The sequence below is a fragment of the Oricola indica genome (genome assembly GCF_965227485.1).
Lineage (GTDB): Bacteria > Pseudomonadota > Alphaproteobacteria > Rhizobiales > Rhizobiaceae > Oricola > Oricola indica.
Map to the genome: position 1 here is coordinate 4466078 of NZ_OZ245747.1, position 17206 is coordinate 4483283.

19 protein-coding genes are annotated in these 17206 nt (G+C 63.6%); 9 read left to right on the forward strand and 10 right to left on the reverse strand.

Going from position 1 to position 17206, the window contains the following annotated elements:
• Positions 1-114 precede the first annotated feature (114 nt).
• Positions 115-1257, reverse strand: a complete 1143-nt coding sequence (locus ACQK2M_RS22095; RefSeq protein WP_425419592.1) for a glycosyltransferase — start codon at positions 1255-1257, stop codon at positions 115-117.
• 132 nt (positions 1258-1389) lie between these two features.
• Between ACQK2M_RS22095 and proC the strand changes: the two genes are divergently transcribed.
• The 6 genes from proC (at position 1390) to ACQK2M_RS22125 (ending at position 7062) form a co-directional block, all read left to right on the forward strand.
• Positions 1390-2211: a pyrroline-5-carboxylate reductase gene (proC, locus tag ACQK2M_RS22100; protein WP_425419593.1), complete on the forward strand. Its 822-nt coding sequence runs from the start codon at positions 1390-1392 to the stop codon at positions 2209-2211.
• Between the two features lie 2 nt (positions 2212-2213).
• Positions 2214-2936, forward strand: coding sequence for a 3-keto-5-aminohexanoate cleavage protein (locus tag ACQK2M_RS22105; protein WP_425419594.1), 723 nt, complete (start codon positions 2214-2216; stop codon positions 2934-2936).
• Positions 2937-3065: 129 nt separating this feature from the next.
• Complete coding sequence (locus tag ACQK2M_RS22110) at positions 3066-3884, forward strand: ABC transporter ATP-binding protein (protein ID WP_425419595.1); 819 nt, start codon at positions 3066-3068, stop codon at positions 3882-3884.
• Positions 3884-4585 (forward strand): ABC transporter ATP-binding protein, encoded by a 702-nt coding sequence (locus ACQK2M_RS22115; RefSeq protein WP_425419596.1) that lies wholly within the window; start codon positions 3884-3886, stop codon positions 4583-4585. Before ACQK2M_RS22110 ends, ACQK2M_RS22115 begins: the two co-directional genes overlap by 1 nt.
• A gap of 3 nt (positions 4586-4588) precedes the next feature.
• Positions 4589-5611 carry a branched-chain amino acid ABC transporter permease gene (locus tag ACQK2M_RS22120; protein ID WP_425419597.1) on the forward strand — a complete coding sequence of 341 codons (1023 nt, stop codon included), beginning with the start codon at positions 4589-4591 and terminating at the stop codon, positions 5609-5611.
• Positions 5608-7062 carry a branched-chain amino acid ABC transporter permease gene (locus tag ACQK2M_RS22125; protein WP_425419598.1) on the forward strand — a complete coding sequence of 485 codons (1455 nt, stop codon included), beginning with the start codon at positions 5608-5610 and terminating at the stop codon, positions 7060-7062. Before ACQK2M_RS22120 ends, ACQK2M_RS22125 begins: the two co-directional genes overlap by 4 nt.
• A 53-nt stretch (positions 7063-7115) precedes the next feature.
• On the opposite strand, the gene ACQK2M_RS22130 is transcribed toward ACQK2M_RS22125, so the two are convergent.
• On the reverse strand, positions 7116-7613 hold the full coding sequence (locus ACQK2M_RS22130) for a thermonuclease family protein (RefSeq protein WP_425419599.1): 498 nt from the start codon (positions 7611-7613) through the stop codon (positions 7116-7118).
• Positions 7614-7855: 242 nt separating this feature from the next.
• On the opposite strand from ACQK2M_RS22130, the gene ACQK2M_RS22135 reads away from it, so the two are divergent.
• Positions 7856-8155, forward strand: a complete 300-nt coding sequence (locus tag ACQK2M_RS22135; protein ID WP_425419600.1) for a hypothetical protein — start codon at positions 7856-7858, stop codon at positions 8153-8155.
• A gap of 12 nt (positions 8156-8167) precedes the next feature.
• Here ACQK2M_RS22135 and ACQK2M_RS22140 read toward each other — a convergent pair whose 3' ends face one another.
• The 5 genes from ACQK2M_RS22140 to ACQK2M_RS22160 all read right to left on the reverse strand — a co-directional run bounded on the left by ACQK2M_RS22140 (position 8168) and on the right by ACQK2M_RS22160 (position 13454).
• Positions 8168-9349 (reverse strand): ABC transporter substrate-binding protein, encoded by a 1182-nt coding sequence (locus tag ACQK2M_RS22140; RefSeq protein ID WP_425419601.1) that lies wholly within the window; start codon positions 9347-9349, stop codon positions 8168-8170.
• A 137-nt stretch (positions 9350-9486) separates the two neighbouring features.
• The gene (locus tag ACQK2M_RS22145; protein ID WP_425419602.1) at positions 9487-10242 is read right to left on the reverse strand and encodes a peptidase; all 756 of its coding nucleotides are present in this window, start codon (positions 10240-10242) and stop codon (positions 9487-9489) included.
• Between the two features lie 31 nt (positions 10243-10273).
• A complete protein-coding gene (locus ACQK2M_RS22150) occupies positions 10274-11074 on the reverse strand; it encodes a transglutaminase family protein (RefSeq protein ID WP_425419603.1) in 801 nt (266 codons plus the stop codon).
• 3 nt (positions 11075-11077) lie between these two features.
• Positions 11078-12019, reverse strand: coding sequence for an alpha-E domain-containing protein (locus ACQK2M_RS22155; protein WP_223476382.1), 942 nt, complete (start codon positions 12017-12019; stop codon positions 11078-11080).
• Positions 12020-12026: 7 nt separating this feature from the next.
• Positions 12027-13454 (reverse strand): circularly permuted type 2 ATP-grasp protein, encoded by a 1428-nt coding sequence (locus ACQK2M_RS22160; RefSeq protein ID WP_223476383.1) that lies wholly within the window; start codon positions 13452-13454, stop codon positions 12027-12029.
• Between the two features lie 176 nt (positions 13455-13630).
• On the opposite strand from ACQK2M_RS22160, the gene ACQK2M_RS22165 reads away from it, so the two are divergent.
• The gene (locus ACQK2M_RS22165; RefSeq protein WP_425419604.1) at positions 13631-13963 is read left to right on the forward strand and encodes a hypothetical protein; all 333 of its coding nucleotides are present in this window, start codon (positions 13631-13633) and stop codon (positions 13961-13963) included.
• Between the two features lie 21 nt (positions 13964-13984).
• On the opposite strand, the gene ACQK2M_RS22170 is transcribed toward ACQK2M_RS22165, so the two are convergent.
• From ACQK2M_RS22170 to ACQK2M_RS22180, 3 genes are read right to left on the reverse strand one after another with little or no spacing between them, the layout of a single operon-like run.
• Entirely contained in the window at positions 13985-14407 is a 423-nt protein-coding gene (locus ACQK2M_RS22170) for a Fur family transcriptional regulator (RefSeq protein ID WP_425419605.1), read from the reverse strand.
• Positions 14404-15276, reverse strand: coding sequence for a metal ABC transporter permease (locus ACQK2M_RS22175; protein WP_425420112.1), 873 nt, complete (start codon positions 15274-15276; stop codon positions 14404-14406). Before ACQK2M_RS22175 ends, ACQK2M_RS22170 begins: the two co-directional genes overlap by 4 nt.
• Positions 15206-16069, reverse strand: coding sequence for an ATP-binding cassette domain-containing protein (locus tag ACQK2M_RS22180; RefSeq protein ID WP_425419606.1), 864 nt, complete (start codon positions 16067-16069; stop codon positions 15206-15208). The genes ACQK2M_RS22175 and ACQK2M_RS22180 overlap by 71 nt, the downstream gene beginning before the upstream one ends.
• Positions 16070-16197: 128 nt before the next feature.
• Between ACQK2M_RS22180 and znuA the strand changes: the two genes are divergently transcribed.
• Positions 16198-17196, forward strand: a complete 999-nt coding sequence (znuA, locus tag ACQK2M_RS22185; protein ID WP_425419607.1) for a zinc ABC transporter substrate-binding protein ZnuA — start codon at positions 16198-16200, stop codon at positions 17194-17196.
• The last annotated feature ends 10 nt before the right edge of the window (positions 17197-17206 follow it).

The following is a 17206-nucleotide window of genomic DNA, read 5'->3' on the forward strand; positions in this document are numbered from 1 at the left end:
ATTTGCCCGCCTCGCGACAGTCGCGAGTGGTAAAGAGAGACTAAAATTTCATGGGTAACAAAAGGTTAATTTCGGGCTGCCGGATCGGGGAAATTCGCCCGGAAAAATGTGATGTCAGCCGGAAAACCGGGCCAGAGCATCCGCGATCACACGATCCGCCCGCGCCTGCCGCTCCGCATGGAAAGAGGCACCGTCCGCGTCGGTCAGGCTTTCCGTGCGCTGGCTGACGACAAGGTCGTGCAGGGCGGCGGCGAAGGTCTTCGGCTCGTCAGCACGGACGATGCTGACCGGCAGATCCGGTATTGCGCGCAGCGCCTGCGGTGTGGCGACGGCGGGCAGGCCAAGTTCGCATACGCGCAGCGTCGCGGGATAGAGGCCTTCCCGGGCGCGCGCGGTCAGCGCCACAATCCGGCATTGGCGCAGGAACTCGTCATTGTCCATCACCGGCCCGAGAAACAGGACCCGCCGGGACCGCCGCGCCAGGCCGCGCGGCATCCTGCCGGCAATAGCGACGGAAACCTCCGGGCGCAGCAGGGGCACGATTTCCGTCAGGAACCACTCCAGCCCGGCGCGCATACGCGGATGCGTCCAGTCCCCGAGCATGCCGACGTCGAAGGCCGGGAGGCGAAGACCCGACGGTTCGGGCGGCGCGCCGACGGGCGGCAGAATGCCGGAGCGGTCCGCATCGAGACCGAGACGCTCGCCGTCTTCCCCGGACGGGGTCAGCACATATCGTGCGTCGGCGGCCAGTTTTCGTTCGAGCGCGTCCAGCGCCTTCGCTTCACGGGCGACAAGGAGACGGCGGAGAAAAGCCGGAACGGCGTTTTCCTCGCCGAAGAAAGGTCGTTCCCCGACATCGCCCGGCAGCAACATGAAGGGCTTTTTCGCGAGCAACGGATACGCGCCGGCAAGGGCGACGCCGTCGAGGACGATACCGTCGGAGGGGCCCAGGGCCTCCAACGCGGCGCGCAGCTCGGCGTCAGGCGCGATACGCAATGCGGCGGAGGAAAGCGGCATGCCGCGAGACATCGCGGTCAGGAGCGTGCCCGGACGCAGGGAAAGCTCGTCGATCCCGCCGATTTCGCCAAGGCTGACCGCATCGTCTCCGGGCGAAGGCGCGCCGACCCTTGAATAGCCAAGCCGCGTGACCCGGACGCCGGCGCGCTGCAGGCCATCGACGATCGCGCGGCCGGCCATGCCGGAGATGCTGTCCGGCGAAGCGGCGGGCAGGACAGGCGTGGCGAAGACAAGATGCATGACGGTTCCCGTTGACCGGCGAGCGATAACACGGTTGGGACGCGACCGCACCCGCCGGATTTGCCGACAAAGCCAGCTTGCGCGCGCACGGCAGCGCCGTTATCCCGGACACAGGAAAAGGGACGAGAGATCATGTCGACAAACGGACGCGTCGTGCTCGCCGGCTGCGGAAACATGGGATTCGCCATGCTTCAGGGCTGGCTTCAATCGAAGAAACTGGCGGCCGACGATGCGTTTGTCGTCGAACCCAACGATGCGCTTTGCGACCGCGCCGCCGGGCTCGGCGCGATTGCCGTCGCATCGGCCGAGGATCTGCCGGACAACCTCGCGCCGGCGCTGATCATCATGGCGGTCAAGCCGCAGGTCATGGATTCCGTGCTGCCGGCCTATGCCGGCCTCGCCGCCGAGGGCGCGGCGATCGTCAGCGTTGCGGCGGGCATCACCATCGACCGGTTCGAAAAGGCCTTCGGTCCGCAAACTGCCGTCATCCGCGTCATGCCGAACACGCCGGCTGCCGTCGGCGCGGGCATGATGGTCCTCTGCGCCAACAAGGCGACGCGCGGGGAGCAGCTCGATTTCGCTCAAAACCTGATGGCGGCGAGCGGCGAGACCGCGGTGGTCGAAGACGAGGCGCTGATGGATGCGGTGACGGCCGTTTCCGGCTCGGGCCCCGCCTATCTGTTCCACATGATCGAGGCGCTGACCGAGGCGGCGAAGACCGCCGGATTGCCGGACGACCTGGCCGCCCTTCTCGCCGGACAGACGATCTACGGCGCGGCCGTCTACCAGAAGCAGAGCGGCGTGGAACCGGGCACGCTGCGCGAACAGGTAACCAGCCCGGGCGGCACCACCGCCGCGGCCCTCTCCGTCCTGATGGGCGAAGACAGGCTGACGAAGCTCATGACAGAAGCGGTCGAGGCCGCGCGCAAGCGTTCGGTGGAACTCGGGGGCTGACGATGATCGTGCAGGCTTGCCTCAACGGAGCGCGCCCGGCCGATTTTCACCCGAAACTGCCATTCGACGCTTCGGCGGTCGCGCGCGACGCCGTGCAATGCATAGACGCCGGCGCGGCGGAACTTCATGTCCATCCGCGCGATGCAAACGGGCTGGAAAGCCTGTTCGCGGTCGATAAGACCGTGGCCGCGCTGCGCGCCGCCTGCCCCGGCACGCTGATCGGCGTATCGACCGGAGAATGGATCGAGCAGGACCGGGACCGAACGCGTGCCGCACTCGAAAGCTGGACGGTGCTGCCGGACTACGCCTCCGTGAATCTGTGCGAGCCGGATGCGCCGGAAATCATGCGAATCCTGGCAAGCCGCGGTGTCGGTATCGAGGCCGGACTGGCGACAGCCGAGGATGCCGAGCGCTTCGTCGGCCTGCGCGGTCAACCGCCTGTTCTGCGCGTCCTGATCGAGATCGAAGAACAGGAAGCCGGCCCGGCCTTCGCCGCGACCGATCGGATTTCGAAAATCCTCGACAGGAACGTCGTTGGAAAGCCGATCCTGCTGCATGGTATCGACGCGATGATGTGGCCCCTTGCCGAACATGCGTTCGAGCGCCGCTGGTCGACACGGATCGGCCTCGAGGACGGGAGGCTCCTCCCCGACGGTCAGATGACACCGGACAACGCCGAACTCGTCCGTCACGCCGTCGCCCTGCGCGCCGGTTCGGCCGGATGACGCGCAAAACCCGGTAAACCCGTCGGTTCCATTGATCTTTAGGGGCAAAACCGGCGTGAAACGCAGGAGAATATTGCCTTTCGCGGTTGGAAGTGCTTGAGACGCCGGAAATCAGTGGTCCGGGACGTCATGATCGAAGTCAAATCCGTGTACAAGCTGTTCGGTGGCGTTCGCGCCGTCGACAACGCGTCGCTGAAAATCGAAAAAGGGTCGATCACCGGCTTGATCGGTCCGAACGGCGCCGGCAAGACGACGCTCTTCAACATCATTGCCGGAAACCTTTCTCCGACGAGCGGACAGATTCTTCTCGACGGCGAGGACGTTTCGGGCCTGCCGCCGCATCTGCTGTTCAAGAAGGGCCTGCTGCGCACCTTCCAGTTGGCGCATGAGTTCTCGACGCTGACCGTGCTGGAAAACCTGATGATGGTTCCGGACCACCAACTCGGCGAGAGCCTGGTTTCGAGCTGGTTCAGCTTTGGCGAGGTCAAGCGGCAGGAAATCGAGATCCGCCAGCGCGCAATGGAAGTGATCGACTTCCTCAATCTCGGGCATGTCGCGCAGGAACTGGCGGGCAATCTCTCGGGCGGGCAGAAGAAGCTCATCGAACTCGGCCGCACCATGATGGCGGACGCCAAGGTGGTGCTGCTCGACGAAGTGGGCGCCGGCGTCAACCGCACCCTGCTGGCGGAGATCGGCGACGCCATCGTGCGGCTCAACCGCGAACGCGGCTACACGTTCTGCATGATCGAGCACGACATGGATTTCATCGGCAGGCTCTGCGACCCGGTGATCGTGATGGCCGAGGGCACCGTGCTGGCCGAAGGAACGGCGGAAGAGGTCAAGAACAACGAGGCGGTGATCGAGGCCTATCTGGGCCGCGGCCTCAAGAACAAGACGCCGGGCCAGACGCAAGCGCTTGAAACCGGTGACACGGAGGCCGACGCCTGATGTATCTCATCGGAGAAAGCATGACCGGCGGCTATGGCGGCGCGGACATTCTCAAGGACTGTACGGTCGGGGTCGAGAAAGGCGAGATCGCCGTTATCGTCGGCCCCAACGGCGCCGGCAAATCGACCGCGATGAAGGCGATGCTTGGCATGCTGCAACTGCGGCTCGGCCGGGTCGTGCTCGACGGCAAGGAAATCACGAAGCTAACGCCGCAGGCGCGCGTCGCCGAGGGCATCGCCTTCGTGCCGCAGACCAACAATGTCTTCACCTCGATGAGCGTCGAGGAAAACCTCGAAATGGGCGCCTATCTGCGCCGCGACGACATTCGCGCGACAATGGAACAGGTCTATACGCTGTTCCCGATCCTCAAGGAAAAGCGACGGCAGCCGGCCGGCGAACTGTCGGGCGGCCAGCGCCAGCAGGTGGCGGTGGGCCGCGCGCTGATGACACGGCCGACCGTGCTGATGCTCGACGAACCGACGGCGGGCGTTTCGCCGATCGTCATGGACGAACTGTTCGACCGTATCCTCGAAGTGCGCGATACCGGCCTCGCTATCCTGATGGTGGAGCAGAACGCGCGCCAGGCGCTCAATATCGCCGATCGCGGCTATGTGCTGGTCGGCGGCGAAAACTGGCGCACCGGAACCGGCCACGAATTGCTGGCCAATCCCGAAGTGCGCAAATCATTCCTGGGTGGATAGGTCATGCCGGAGACAATCGACATTCTCAACGCGCTGACCCTGATGACGAATTTCGTCTTCGTGCCCGCCCTCGCCTATGGCTCGCAGCTGGCGCTGGGCGCGCTCGGCGTGACGCTCGTGTTCGGCATCCTGCGCTTCGCCAACTTCGCCCATGGCGACCTGATGGCCTTCGGCACGACGATGACCATCCTGTTCACCTGGGCGTTGCAGGCGCAAGGCATCACCTTCGGCGTGCTGCCGACGGCGCTGCTGGCGCTGGTGCCGGCGATCATCGTTACCGCGGTGGCGGCGATCCTGATCGACAAGTCGGTGTTCTCCTTCTACCGCAAGCGGAAGGCCGCACCGGTGGTGCTCGTCATCGCGTCGGTGGGCGTGATGTTCATGCTCAGCGCCATCGTGCGTTTCATCATGGGCACCGAGGACCGCCGTTTCACGGACGGCGAACGCTTCGTGGTGCGGGCGCTCGATTTCAAGAAATGGAGCGGGCTCGACGAGGGTCTGGCGATCCAGACGACGCAGGCGATCACCGTCGTCGTCACCCTGATCGTGGTCACCGCGCTGTTCATCTTCCTGAACCGGACGCGCACCGGCAAGGCGATGCGCGCCTATTCCGACAATGAGGACCTTGCGTTGCTGTCGGGGATCAATCCGGACCGGATCGTGATGATCACGTGGATCATCGCGGCGGTGCTCGCCACCATCGCCGGCACGCTCTACGGCCTCGACAAGAGCTTCAAGCCGTTCACCTATCTGCAATTGCTACTGCCGATCTTCGCGTCGGCGATCGTCGGCGGCATCGGCCAACCGATCGGCGCTGTGGTGGGCGGCTACATCATCGCCTTTTCCGAGGTGATGCTGACCTACGCCTACAAGAAGTTCGGCACCTATCTGCTGCCCGACGATCTTGCGCCTTCGGGTCTCGTGCAGTTCCTCGGAACGGACTACAAATTCGCCATTTCCTTCATCATCCTGGTCGTCGTGCTGCTGATCCGCCCGACCGGTATCTTCAAGGGGAAGGTGCTATGACCGACACAAGCCTGAACACCGGACCCGAAAAGACCGACGCGGAAAAGACCTCCGCGCCGATGCCGACCGCCATCGTGCAGAAACGGCAGAGCCCGTGGCGCGCACCGCTGGTCTTCCTCGCCATGGCCGCGGCGATTGCCGCGGTGGGGTTAGGACAATCCTGGTCCGTCGCGCTCGCCATCGTGAATATGAGCCTGGTCTCGGCGCTGATGGCGATGGGGCTGAACCTGCAATGGGGCTATGCGGGCCTCTTCAATGCGGGCGTGATGGCGTTTACCGCACTGGGCGGCCTCGCCGCCGTGGTGGTGTCGCATCCGCCGGTATGGGAAGCGCTGAACGCCGGCGGGCGCGGGCTGACGCTCTCGGCGGTCATCGTGGTCGCGATCATCGCGACGACGGCATTCGTCGCGGCGAACTTGAAGGGCAAGCTGCGCTCCTTCACGATCTTCGTCATCGTGGTCGCGGGCTACATCATCCTGCGTCCGGTCTTCGGCGAGGCGGTGTCGGCCGTGGAAGCGGTGGATCCGGCACGGACCGGCTTCATCGGCGGGCTGGGCTTGCCGATCATGGCATCGTGGATCGTCGGCGGCATCTTTGCGGCGGCCGTCGCCTGGCTGATCGGCAAGGTGGCGCTCGGGCTCAGATCCGATTATCTCGCCATCGCGACGCTGGGCATCTCGGAGATCGTGATCGCCGTCCTGAAGAACGAGGACTGGCTGGCGCGCGGCGTCAAGAACGTCACCGGGTTGAAGCGCCCTGTCCCCTACGAGATCGACCTGCAGCAGACTCCGTGGTTCATCGACCTCGTCAGCCGGTTCCATGCGGATACGCTGGCGACGGCGGCCGACGCGGCGGCGCGCGAATCGATGCTGCGCCAATTGCTGATCGAGGCGTCCAGCGCCTTCGTGAAGATCGCCTATGCGGGGCTTTTCACGGTTGTTCTGCTGATCATCCTGGCGCTGTGCGTGCGGGCCCTGAACTCGCCCTGGGGGCGGATGATGCGCGCCATTCGCGACAACGAGGAAGCGGCCGCGGCGATGGGCAAGGACATCAAGGCGCGCCATCTGCAGATCTTTGTTCTGGGATCGGCGATCATCGGGATTGCCGGCGCGATGATGACGACGCTGGACGGGCAGTTCACGCCGGGCACCTACAACCCGCTGCGCTTCACCTTCCTGGTCTGGGTTATGGTGATCGTCGGCGGCTCCGGCAACAATCTGGGCGCCGTGATCGGCGGTTTCCTGATCTGGTTCATCTGGGTCGAGGCGGAGCCGGCCGGGCGCTTTATCGTCGAGATGCTCAGCGCCAACATGGATCCGGAGACGCCGCTCTACAGGCATCTGCAGGACATCGCCGCGCCGTTCCGGCTGTTCGTGATGGGCCTTGTGCTGCTGATCGTGATGCGATTCTCGCCGCGCGGGATCCTGCCGGAGAAGGTGCGCCACAGCTAGCGCGCTTCCCGATCGAACAAGGCCGGCGGATGCGCCGGCCTTTTCGTTTCATCTCAAAGGCGCGACCCCGCCCGCCAGCGTTCGGGCAGGACGAACCGTCCCTGCCACATGCCACGCGAACGGGCCTCCGCTTCCATTTCATCCCAGACGTAGTCGAGACCGATCGAGCGGTCGGGCAGCGCCCATCCGGCGGAAATCAGGCGCGAGCCGATGTCGCGGCCGGCGAAGTCCTGGCAGCGGACCGGGCCGCCATCGGCGGCATCGCTTTCCACCAGATCGCAGGTGAGTATGCCATCGACCATGCCGGCGAGCGCGGTTCGGGCCTGCTCGCCGCAGGAATATTCCGCGCCGTCGGCACCGAGGCATTGCTGTTCCAGGTCAGGCGCGTCGATCGCGTGCAGGCGAAAGCGCCGGCCGTCATCCGCGACGATCGTCCTGCCGTCGATGGCCTCGGGATGGGAGAGAACGACATAATCGCCGCCTGCCCGGGCCACGCCTGTCAGCGAGAGCGCAATGGCGACGCCCGCAAGTGTCATCAGAGTGTGCTTCATGTTCTTCTTCGATGCCCTCCTTGCCTGTCCAAGCAGTCATGCGCGAAGCGAAAGCGAACCGGCCCGTGTCAGGTTTTCGCGGCGCATCCAGCAGTCCGAAACGCTCCGATCCAGAACCAAAAAACGAAGGTTTTCGGACCTCGGCATTGTGAGCCGGCTACACAAAAGCTAACAAGTATTTTGCAGTTTTTCCACAGGGCGGGCACGCAGAGAATGCGAGATGCCGACGCGGCTCGGGCTCATTGAGGGCGGCAAGTCAGATTGACGATGAGCCGCGACGCTCTCATTTCGGCATTATTTTCAAAGAGTTATTTTTATCGCTCGGCAGTTCGGCCGAGCGCCACGATCAGCCGGTTTTCATCTCGCGAAAATCTGCCTTTCGCGGAATAAAAAATGCTTCAGAGGATTATGAAATCCATGTGACAGGCGAGAAAGGCGAATCGCCGACGCTGATTCAGGCACGGCGGCGGACGACTTCGGCTGAAAGCGGCAAAGAAAAACCCCGGACCGCGATGCGACCCGGGGCTTCGTTTCGTTTGTAACCGTGAAGCGGCTTAGCGTACCGCGACCGTCTTCCAGGCACCGTCTTCGATGGCCAGTTCCTTGTAGGAACCAAGCGCCTCGCCGACATCGGTGAACTCGACGCCGGTTGCGCCCTGGTAGTCGATATCGGTGCCGGCGGCGACGAGTTCGAGCGCCTTGCCGAGTTCGCCGGGGCCGATCTGTTCGCCCGGCGCATTCGCGATGTCCATGATGTTGCCGGCAAGCGCGCCGCGGTCAGCGGAACCGGCTTTCTGGATCGCGAGGATCATCAGCGCCGCGGCATCGTAGCTCTCACCCTGGTAGGGGCCGCTTCCCGTGACGCCCGCCGCTGCGGCCATCTCGGCGTATTTGCCTGCCGCGTCGGACTCGGAACCAGCGGCGGTGCCGAACACCTTGGCGGCGTCGAGGCCCGGCAGGTCGAGCAGCGAGTCGCCGATCATGCCGTCGCCAAGCGCGAACGTGTCGAATGCGCCGGTGTCGATAGCGGCCTGCATGATGCCACGGCCACCCTGGTCGACATAGCCGAGAACCGCGAGGGCGTCGCCGCCGGCAGACGCCAGAGCGCCGACATCAGCCGAGTAGTCGCCCTTGCCGTCCTCATGGGGAACGGAAATCGTGACTTCGCCGCCAATCGCCTCGAAGGCGGCCTTGAAGGCATCGGACAGGCCCTTGCCGTAGTCGTTGTTGGTGTAGGTGATGGCGATCGACTTGATGCCCTGCTCCATCGCAACATCGGCGAGGACCTCGCCCTGACGGGCATCGGACGGCGCAGTGCGGAAGAACAGGCCATTGTCATCGATCGTCGAAAGCGCCGGCGAGGTCGCGGACGGCGAAATGAGCAACACGCCATTCGGAATGGCGACATTGTTCGCCACGGCGGTGGTCACGCCCGAGCAATCCGGGCCCATCAGCGAGACAACGCCGTCGGAGGTGATGAGGCGCTCGGCAGCGGCGGACGCGGCGGCTGCATCGATGCAGGTGGAGTCGGCACGCACTGCGGTGACCGTCTCACCATCGAGGAACTTGCCGGAATCGGAAGCCTCCTTCATCGCGATTTCCGCGCCGGCGGCCATGTCGGGCGTCAGCGATTCGATCGGCCCGGTGAAACCGAGGATGACGCCCATTTTCACTTCGGCCTGAGCGGTCGCGGACAGAGCCAGAATGCTTGCCGCGGCAAGAAGAGTCTTTCTCATTGTAATATTACTCCCTAACTTTCGCAGTTCCGGCGGTGCGGTGGTTCCGCAACCTTTGCCCGGAAAGCTGACGGGTTTTAAAGCCTACTCCGCAAGCGCGCGCAAGCGGTTTGGAGGCCTGCGGTTAAGTGTCAGGATTAACGCGGCGCCGCCGGTTCGCTGGTGAACTCGAAATCGGGCAAGGAGTTGAGCGCCTGTGTCAGGGCCTCGCCCCAACTGGTCGAAATCGTCTGGTAATAGGGGTCGTCCGCGGTGATGCGCTCACTTTTGCCAAGGCGAAAGCTGCCGGCCTCGTAGACCTGCAAATCGAGCGGCAGGCCAACCGACAGGTTGGCCTTGACGGTGGAATCGAAGGACACGAGAAGCAGCTTGGCGGCGTCCTCGAAGGAGAGATCCGGATCATAGGCGCGAACGAGGATCGGGCGGCCGTATTTGGTCTCGCCGATCTGGAAATACGGCGTGTCGCCATTGGCCTCGATGAAATTGCCTTCCGGGTAGATCATGAACAGGCGCGGTTCAGACCCGCGGATCTGGCCGCCGAGGATCAGCGTGGCGTTGAAGGACGAATCGGCCGTCTGGCCGGTCATCGCATTCGCCTGGATAACCTCGCGCAGCGTCTCACCGACCTGACGCGCGGTCTGGAACATGGACGGCGTTTCGAGGATCGAGGGATTTCGGTCCTGCGGCGCCTTGGACCGCTCGTCGAGCAGGCTGACCACCGACTGCGTCGTGGCCAGATTGCCCGCCGTCATGAGCATCAGCACACGCTCGCCCGGGACTGACCAGGAAAACATCTTCCGAAAAATGGAGACGTTGTCGACGCCCGCATTAGTGCGGGTGTCGGACATGAAGACAAGGCCTTTCGAAAGGCGCAGGCCGACGCAATAGGTCATGTGGCAGGTTCCAGCCCGAATCGACTGAAATCTATTGCTGCACCTGCAGACTTACAACCATGCTTTCATCGCCATGCCCAAGTCTCATGCCCGAAACGGGCGCAGCCTCGAAATAATCGAGGCCCGTGGCGACGCGAACATAGCGTTCGTCGGGCGAAATTCCGTTGGAGATATCGAACCCGACCCAACCCACTCCGTCGATATGCGCCTCTGCCCAGGCGTGGCTGGCGTCCTGGTCGATGCGATCGTCCATCAACAGATATCCGCTGACATAGCGCGCGGGATATCCCATGGAGCGCGCCGCCGCGATGAAGATATGAGCGTGGTCCTGACAGACGCCGTGCCCCGCATCGAGCGATTCTTCCGCCGTGGTGGCGGAATGCGACGTGCCGATCTCGTAGGTCACGGTCTCCGCGATCGTGGACGACAGGGCGTGCAGCCGTTCGATATCACCCTCGAAATCGCCGCCGGCCGCCTTGACCAGCTTGCGCACATTGTTGCCGGCGCGCGTCAGCGGCGTCGGCCGCATGAACAGCCAGAGCGGCGCAAAGCCGCCATGCGTTCCGATGATGCCGGACATGTCCGTGGTCTCGACCACGCCGTTGCAGCGGATGGTTACTTCGGTTCGCCCGTCATCGAAGCCGATCAGCGACACGTGATTGTTGTGCTGGTCGTCATACTCCAGCTGCTTGGTGCCGCCATCGATGTCGATGTCCCACTCCACGATCTTCTGGCCGGCGCGCGATTTGGGCGTCAGGCGCAGTTGCTGGAGCGCATAGTGGACCGGCTCCTCGTAGTAATATCGGGTCGTATGGGAGATCGTCAGCCGCATGGTCTATCCGTAAAAACGGTAATCCTGCTCGATCTGTCCGGCCAGCGCGTTGTTGTCACGGATGAACTCCTCCAGAAATTCGTGCAATCCCTGCTCGAATATCGTTTCGATCGTATGCCCGCGCAGACGCCCCAGGACCTCGTCCGCCTTGACGTGACACTCTTCGCGCACGCCGTAATCCTCGGCGAGATAGGCCAGGTTGTCGACGATCTTCGTATAGCAGAAGACGAGCGAGCGCGGCAGGCGGCGGTCGCTTATCAGGAACTCTGCGATACCGCGCGAATTGATGTCTCCGCCATGCAGCCAGCGATAGGCGCGTTGCGCGGAGACGGATCGCAGGATCGTTTCCCACTGCACATTGTCGAGCGACGAGCCGACATGCATGACCGAGGGCAGCAGGACGTAGTATTTCACGTCCAGAATGCGGGCGGTGTTGTCGGCGCGTTCCAGGAACGTGCCGATACGGGCGAAGTCGTAAATGTCGTTGCGCAGCATCGTGCCATGAAGCGCGGCGCGCACGAGCGCGCTCTGCTGGCGGATGAGGCCAAGGACTTCGGGCAATTCGCGATCGCGAACGGGGCGGGCCAGCGCGTCTTTCAGCGTCAGCCAGCATTCGTTGGTCGCTTCCCAGACCTCCCGCGTCAGCGCGGTGCGCACGAGGCGGGCATTGTTGCGCGATGCTTCGATCACCGAAATGACGCTCGACGGGTTGGTCTTGTCGCGCAGTAGGTAGTCGGTGACGGTCGAGGAGTCGGCCGTATCGTGGCGTTCGAGAAAACCTGTCTGCACACCCGCCGTCTGGATGACGGACATCCATTCGTCCTCGGCGGCCGCCGAGCGGGTCAGCGCGATTCGAAAACCCGCCTCCAAGAGGCGCGCATTGTTTTCGCTGCGCTCCAGGTAGCGGAACATCCAGTACAGTCCGCCAGCGGTCTTACCGAGCATGCTCTCCCTACTCCTCCAACACCCAGGTGTCCTTGGTGCCGCCCCCCTGGCTCGAATTGACGACCAGCGAGCCCTTCTTGAGCGCCACGCGGGTCAACCCGCCGGGCGTGATGTTGATGCCGAGCGGCGATACCAGCACGAAGGGCCGGAGATCGACGTGGCGCGGCGCCAGCCCCTTCTTGGTCAGGATCGGAACCGTCGAGAGAGACAATGTCGGCTGGGCGATATAGTTGCCCGGTTTTGCCTTGAGTTTGTCGCGGAACGCCGCGATCTCGCGTTTCGAGGCCGCCGGACCGACCAGCATGCCGTAGCCGCCCGAACCGTGAACCTCTTTCACGACGAGTTCGTGGAGATGTTCGAGCACATAGGCCAGCGAATCCTCGTCGGAACAGCGCCAGGTCGGCACGTTCTTCAGGATTGCGCTCTCGCCGGTGTAGAACTCGACGATATCGGGCATGTAGGAATAGATCGCCTTGTCGTCGGCGATGCCGGTGCCCGGCGCATTGGCGATGGTGATTCCGCCGGAGCGGTAGACATCCATGATGCCAGGCACGCCGAGAAGCGACTGCGGATTGAAATTCAGCGGATCGAGGAAATCGTCGTCGATGCGTCGATAGATGACGTCGATCGGGGTGTAGCCGCGCGTGGTACGCATCGCGATGCGCCCGTCGATCACGCGCAGATCGTGCCCCTCGACGAGCTCCGCGCCCATCTGGTCGGCGAGGAAGGCGTGTTCGAAATAGGCCGAATTGTGGATGCCGGGCGTCAGGACGGCGATTACCGGCTTGCCGGAACAGGCCGGCGGTGCGCAGGCCGCCAACGAGCGGCGCAGGTTTTTCGGGTAGTCGCTGACCGGCTGGACCCGGATACGGGAGAACAGTTCCGGGAACATCTGCAGCATCGATTCCCGGTTTTCCAGCATGTAGGAGACGCCGGACGGCGTGCGTGCATTGTCTTCCAGCACGTAGAACTGGTCCTCGCCGGTACGCACGATGTCCGTGCCGACGATGTGGGTGTAGATATTCGCCGGCGGCGCGACACCGATCATCTTCGGCAGGAACGCGTCGTTCTGGGCGATCAGTTCGGCCGGAACGCGCCCGGCACGCAGGATCTCCTGGCGGTGATAGATATCGTAGAGAAAGGCGTTGATGGCGCGCACACGCTGCTCGATGCCGCGCGACAGGCGCGCCCATTCGCGCCCCGAAATAATTCGCGGCACGATGTCGAAGGGGATCAGCCGCTCGGCAGCCTCTTCCTGACCGTAAACGTTGAAGGTGATGCCGGTCCGGCGGAAAAACGTCTCAGCTTCCCGGGACTTGTGATGCAGCCGAGTCGGGTCTTCGGCTACAAACCAGTCGTGATATTCGCCATAGGGTGATCGCGCATTGTCGTCACCGAGCAGCATCTCATCGAAGATACTTTCCGCTTTATCCATTCTTCCAAGACTATGTTTTTGCGCATAATACGCAAGTGGGCATCTGCATGGCCAACGGGCAAGGCGCAAAAAAGGTTGCGTAAATTATCGGCAAACCGCTCGTTTGCGCGCCAGAGTGTGGAGGCAGCACACCGAAAGGCACCCGGCGAAACGGGTCCCGCAAACAGGAGGACTTCATGATCTGCGAAATCGTCACCTTTCCGTCGCCGGCAGGCGCGAGCCGGGAGGCGGTCATCGAGGATGCACGCCATGTCGTGGCCCGTTGGCAGGCCGAAAAGGAATTGGTTCGCAAGCACTTCGTATGGAGCGACGACCGCACCACGCTGAAGGGTATCTATTTCTGGACCTCGCGCGCCGCCGCCGAAGCGGCCCATAGCGAAGAGTGGCTGCAGCAGGCGGAAAAGCGCATCGGCACGCGCCCCACGATCGACTATTTCGACGCCTTCATGATCATCGACAACGCGGCGGGCACGGTGACGGAATATCCGGAGGACGGCGCGGGCGCGTGAAACACCTCGGCCGGCGACGCCTTATGCGGCCTGCTGGCAGGCGAGGCAGAGGCCGCGCATCTCGACGGTCGTTTTGCGCGGCTTGAAACCGGCATTTCGCGTGATGGTGTCGAGCGCGCCGGCAAGGGATTCGTCGGTAATTTCGGCGACGGAGCCGCAATTATCGCAGATCGCAAAGGCGACGGTCGCGTGGCCTTCGCAGCCGGGATGGGTGCAGGCCACGAAGGCGTTCAGGCTTTCGAGGCGATGGACAATGCCGAGATCAAGCAGCTTTTCGAGCGCGCGGTAGACCTGAAGCGGCGCGCGCAGGCCCTCGCCGTTGAGGCGGTCGAGAATGTTGTAGGCGGTGAGCGGTCCGTCCGCCGTCTCCAGCGCACCGAAGACAAGCGCCTGATTGCGCGTCAGATCCGGCTTGTCGCCATGATGGTGATGGTGTCCGCTCATTTTCCGCCGCCCCCACGCGTCGCCAGTGTCGCGATCGGCGTCAGGCCCAGGATGAACAGGACCATTGCCGCGACCACGATCGTCGGTCCGGACGGCGTATCCCATTTCAACGAGCCGAACAAACCGCCGATGACCGCAAGGATGCCGAAGACCGCCGAAAGCGCGGCCATCTGTTCGGGTCCGGATGCAAAACGACGGGCCGTGGCGGCCGGCACGATCAGCAGCGCGGTGATCAGCAATACGCCGACGATCTTCATGGCGATCGCCACGACGATCGCCAGCAACAGCATGAAAACCAGATTGGCGCGCGCCGGGTGCATGCCCTCGGCGGCGGCCAGTTCCGGACTGACGGTCGCGGCGAAAAGCGGTTTCCAGATCACGGCCAGCACCGCGAGGACGAACGCCCCGCCGGCATAGATCGCGGCGATGTCCGACCGGGAAACGGCGAGGATGTCGCCGAAGAGCAGCCCCATCAGGTCGATGCGCACCCATGTCATGAAGGCGAGCGCGACGAGTCCGAGCGCCAGCGCCGAGTGCGACAGCAGGCCGAGCAGCGCGTCGGAGGACAGGCCGGCGCGGCGCTGCAGCCACAGAAGCGACAGCGCGACGAGGACAGAGACGACGAAGACCGCGAGCGTGACGTCGATTTCGAGCAGGAAGGCCATGGCGACGCCGAGCAGCGCGGCGTGCGAGAGCGTATCGCCGAAATAGGCGAGCCGCCGCCAGACGATGAAGCAGCCGAGCGGACCCGTGACCAGCGCAACGCCGGCCCCGGCGACAATCGCGCGGACGAAGAAATCATCGAGCATCGGATGCATTTCCTTCATCGCCCGGCTTCGCGTCGCCGTGATCATGCTCGCCGTCGTGATGGTGGTGGCCGTCATCGGGATGGCAATGCGCTGTCACCGTGCCGTCGGAATGGCGGACCCGCCCGTCGGGCAGATGGGTGTGGTCGTGATGGTGCTGGTAAACGGCGAGTTGGGACGCGCCGCGCGCGCCGAACAACTGCCGGTATTCGGCGCTTTCGGCGACGACCTGGGGCGTTCCGTGGCAGCAGACATGCCCATTGAGACAAATCACGCGGTCGGTGGCCGCCATGACGACGTGGAGGTCGTGCGAGATCATCAGGATGCCGCAATGAAGATTGGTGCGGATACTGGAAATCAGTTCGTAAAGCGCGATCTCGCCCGAGAAATCGACACCCTGCACCGGCTCGTCGAGAACCAGCAGGTCGGGCCGCCGCGCGACGGCGCGGGCGAGCATCGTGCGCTGGAATTCGCCGCCCGACAGGTTGCGGATCTCGGCTCTGGCAAGATGGGCGATGCCGGTGCTTTCGAGGGCGGATGCCTTTTCCTCCGCCGTCAGCGGATTGGTGAGCGACAGGAACCGGTCAACGGTCAGCGGCAGTGTCCAGTCGACCGCCAGTTTCTGCGGCACATAGCCGACCTTCAGCCGCGGGGCGCGCCATGCCGTTCCCTCGCTGGGCGCGATGATGCCGAGCGCCATGCGGGCGGTGGTCGATTTGCCGGACCCGTTCGGACCGATCAGCGTAACGATTTCGCCACGCTCCACTTCGAGGTCGATATCGCGCACCAGCCAGCGTCCGGCGCGTTCCACGCCGGCCTCCTGAAGGCGAACCAGGGTTTGCGGTGACTGCAACACGATCGTCTTTCCGTTCGGTCTCTCGTTTCGCCCGGCTTGACGCGCTCGTCAATCTCAGGGTAACGGATATTACGATGTAATGATATAACATCACGCAAACAAGTACCAACCCCGAACTGGATCATCCGATGAAAACCCGCCAGACCCTCCTGCTCGCCTCCGTTGTCCTGCCGGCACTGGCCGTATCCGCCCAAGCCGACGTGAAGGTGATCGCCTCGATCAAACCGGTTCACTCCCTGGTCGCCGCCATCATGGAAGGCGCCGGAGAGCCGTCGCTCATCGTCGAGGGAGCCGGATCTCCCCATACCTACAGCCTGAAGCCGTCGCAGGCCTCCGCCCTCCAGGATGCCGACCTGATCTTCTGGATCGGCGAGGATCTGGAACCCTTCCTCGAAAAGCCGATCGAGACCATCGGCGGCGATGCGAAAGCTGTCGAACTGTTCCATGCGCACGGCTTGGAGACGCTCGATTTCCGCGCCGGCGGCTCGTTCGAGAAACATGTGCATGACGACGACGATCATGATGACGATGACGATCACAACCATGCCGACGATCATGACGATGACGACCATGATGACCATGCAGACGACGATCACGACCATGGGTCCGTCGATATGCATCTGTGGCTCGACCCGATGAACGCGAAAGCGATGGCGCACGAGATCGCGGAAGCGCTGGCCGAGGCCGATCCGGACAATGCAGCGCTCTACGAGAAGAACGAGGCCGCGCTCGAAGATCGCCTCGACGCCTTGACGACGGAGATCGAGGCGCAACTCGAACCGGTCAAGGACAAGGGCTTCATCGTTTTCCACGACGGTTACCAGTATTTCGAACACCGCTTCGGGCTCTCGGCGGCCGGATCGATCACCGTGTCGCCGGAAGTGATGCCGGGCGCAGACCGGCTTCGCGATATCCGCGAGAAGGTGCAGGAACTGAATGCCACCTGTGTCTTCGGCGAACCGCAGTTCGAGCCGAAACTGGTGTCGGTCGTCACCGAAGGCACCGATGCGCGTTCCGGCACGCTCGATCCGCTTGGCGCCGCCATCGAGGCCGGACCGGATCTCTACTTCGAGGTGATCCGCGGTCTCGCCACGTCGTTCAGCACCTGCCTTTCCGACGCGTCCTGATACGGCGCAC

Coding starts and splice junctions, on each gene's coding strand:
- ACQK2M_RS22095 (WP_425419592.1), bottom strand. CDS start 1,257: ATGCATCTTGTCTTCGCCACGCCTGTCCTGCCCGCCGCTTCGCCGGAC.
- proC (WP_425419593.1), top strand. CDS start 1,390: ATGTCGACAAACGGACGCGTCGTGCTCGCCGGCTGCGGAAACATGGGA.
- ACQK2M_RS22105 (WP_425419594.1), top strand. CDS start 2,214: ATGATCGTGCAGGCTTGCCTCAACGGAGCGCGCCCGGCCGATTTTCAC.
- ACQK2M_RS22110 (WP_425419595.1), top strand. CDS start 3,066: ATGATCGAAGTCAAATCCGTGTACAAGCTGTTCGGTGGCGTTCGCGCC.
- ACQK2M_RS22115 (WP_425419596.1), top strand. CDS start 3,884: ATGTATCTCATCGGAGAAAGCATGACCGGCGGCTATGGCGGCGCGGAC.
- ACQK2M_RS22120 (WP_425419597.1), top strand. CDS start 4,589: ATGCCGGAGACAATCGACATTCTCAACGCGCTGACCCTGATGACGAAT.
- ACQK2M_RS22125 (WP_425419598.1), top strand. CDS start 5,608: ATGACCGACACAAGCCTGAACACCGGACCCGAAAAGACCGACGCGGAA.
- ACQK2M_RS22130 (WP_425419599.1), bottom strand. CDS start 7,613: ATGAAGCACACTCTGATGACACTTGCGGGCGTCGCCATTGCGCTCTCG.
- ACQK2M_RS22140 (WP_425419601.1), bottom strand. CDS start 9,349: ATGAGAAAGACTCTTCTTGCCGCGGCAAGCATTCTGGCTCTGTCCGCG.
- ACQK2M_RS22145 (WP_425419602.1), bottom strand. CDS start 10,242: ATGACCTATTGCGTCGGCCTGCGCCTTTCGAAAGGCCTTGTCTTCATG.
- ACQK2M_RS22150 (WP_425419603.1), bottom strand. CDS start 11,074: ATGCGGCTGACGATCTCCCATACGACCCGATATTACTACGAGGAGCCG.
- ACQK2M_RS22155 (WP_223476382.1), bottom strand. CDS start 12,019: ATGCTCGGTAAGACCGCTGGCGGACTGTACTGGATGTTCCGCTACCTG.
- ACQK2M_RS22160 (WP_223476383.1), bottom strand. CDS start 13,454: ATGGATAAAGCGGAAAGTATCTTCGATGAGATGCTGCTCGGTGACGAC.
- ACQK2M_RS22165 (WP_425419604.1), top strand. CDS start 13,631: ATGATCTGCGAAATCGTCACCTTTCCGTCGCCGGCAGGCGCGAGCCGG.
- ACQK2M_RS22170 (WP_425419605.1), bottom strand. CDS start 14,407: ATGAGCGGACACCATCACCATCATGGCGACAAGCCGGATCTGACGCGC.
- znuA (WP_425419607.1), top strand. CDS start 16,198: ATGAAAACCCGCCAGACCCTCCTGCTCGCCTCCGTTGTCCTGCCGGCA.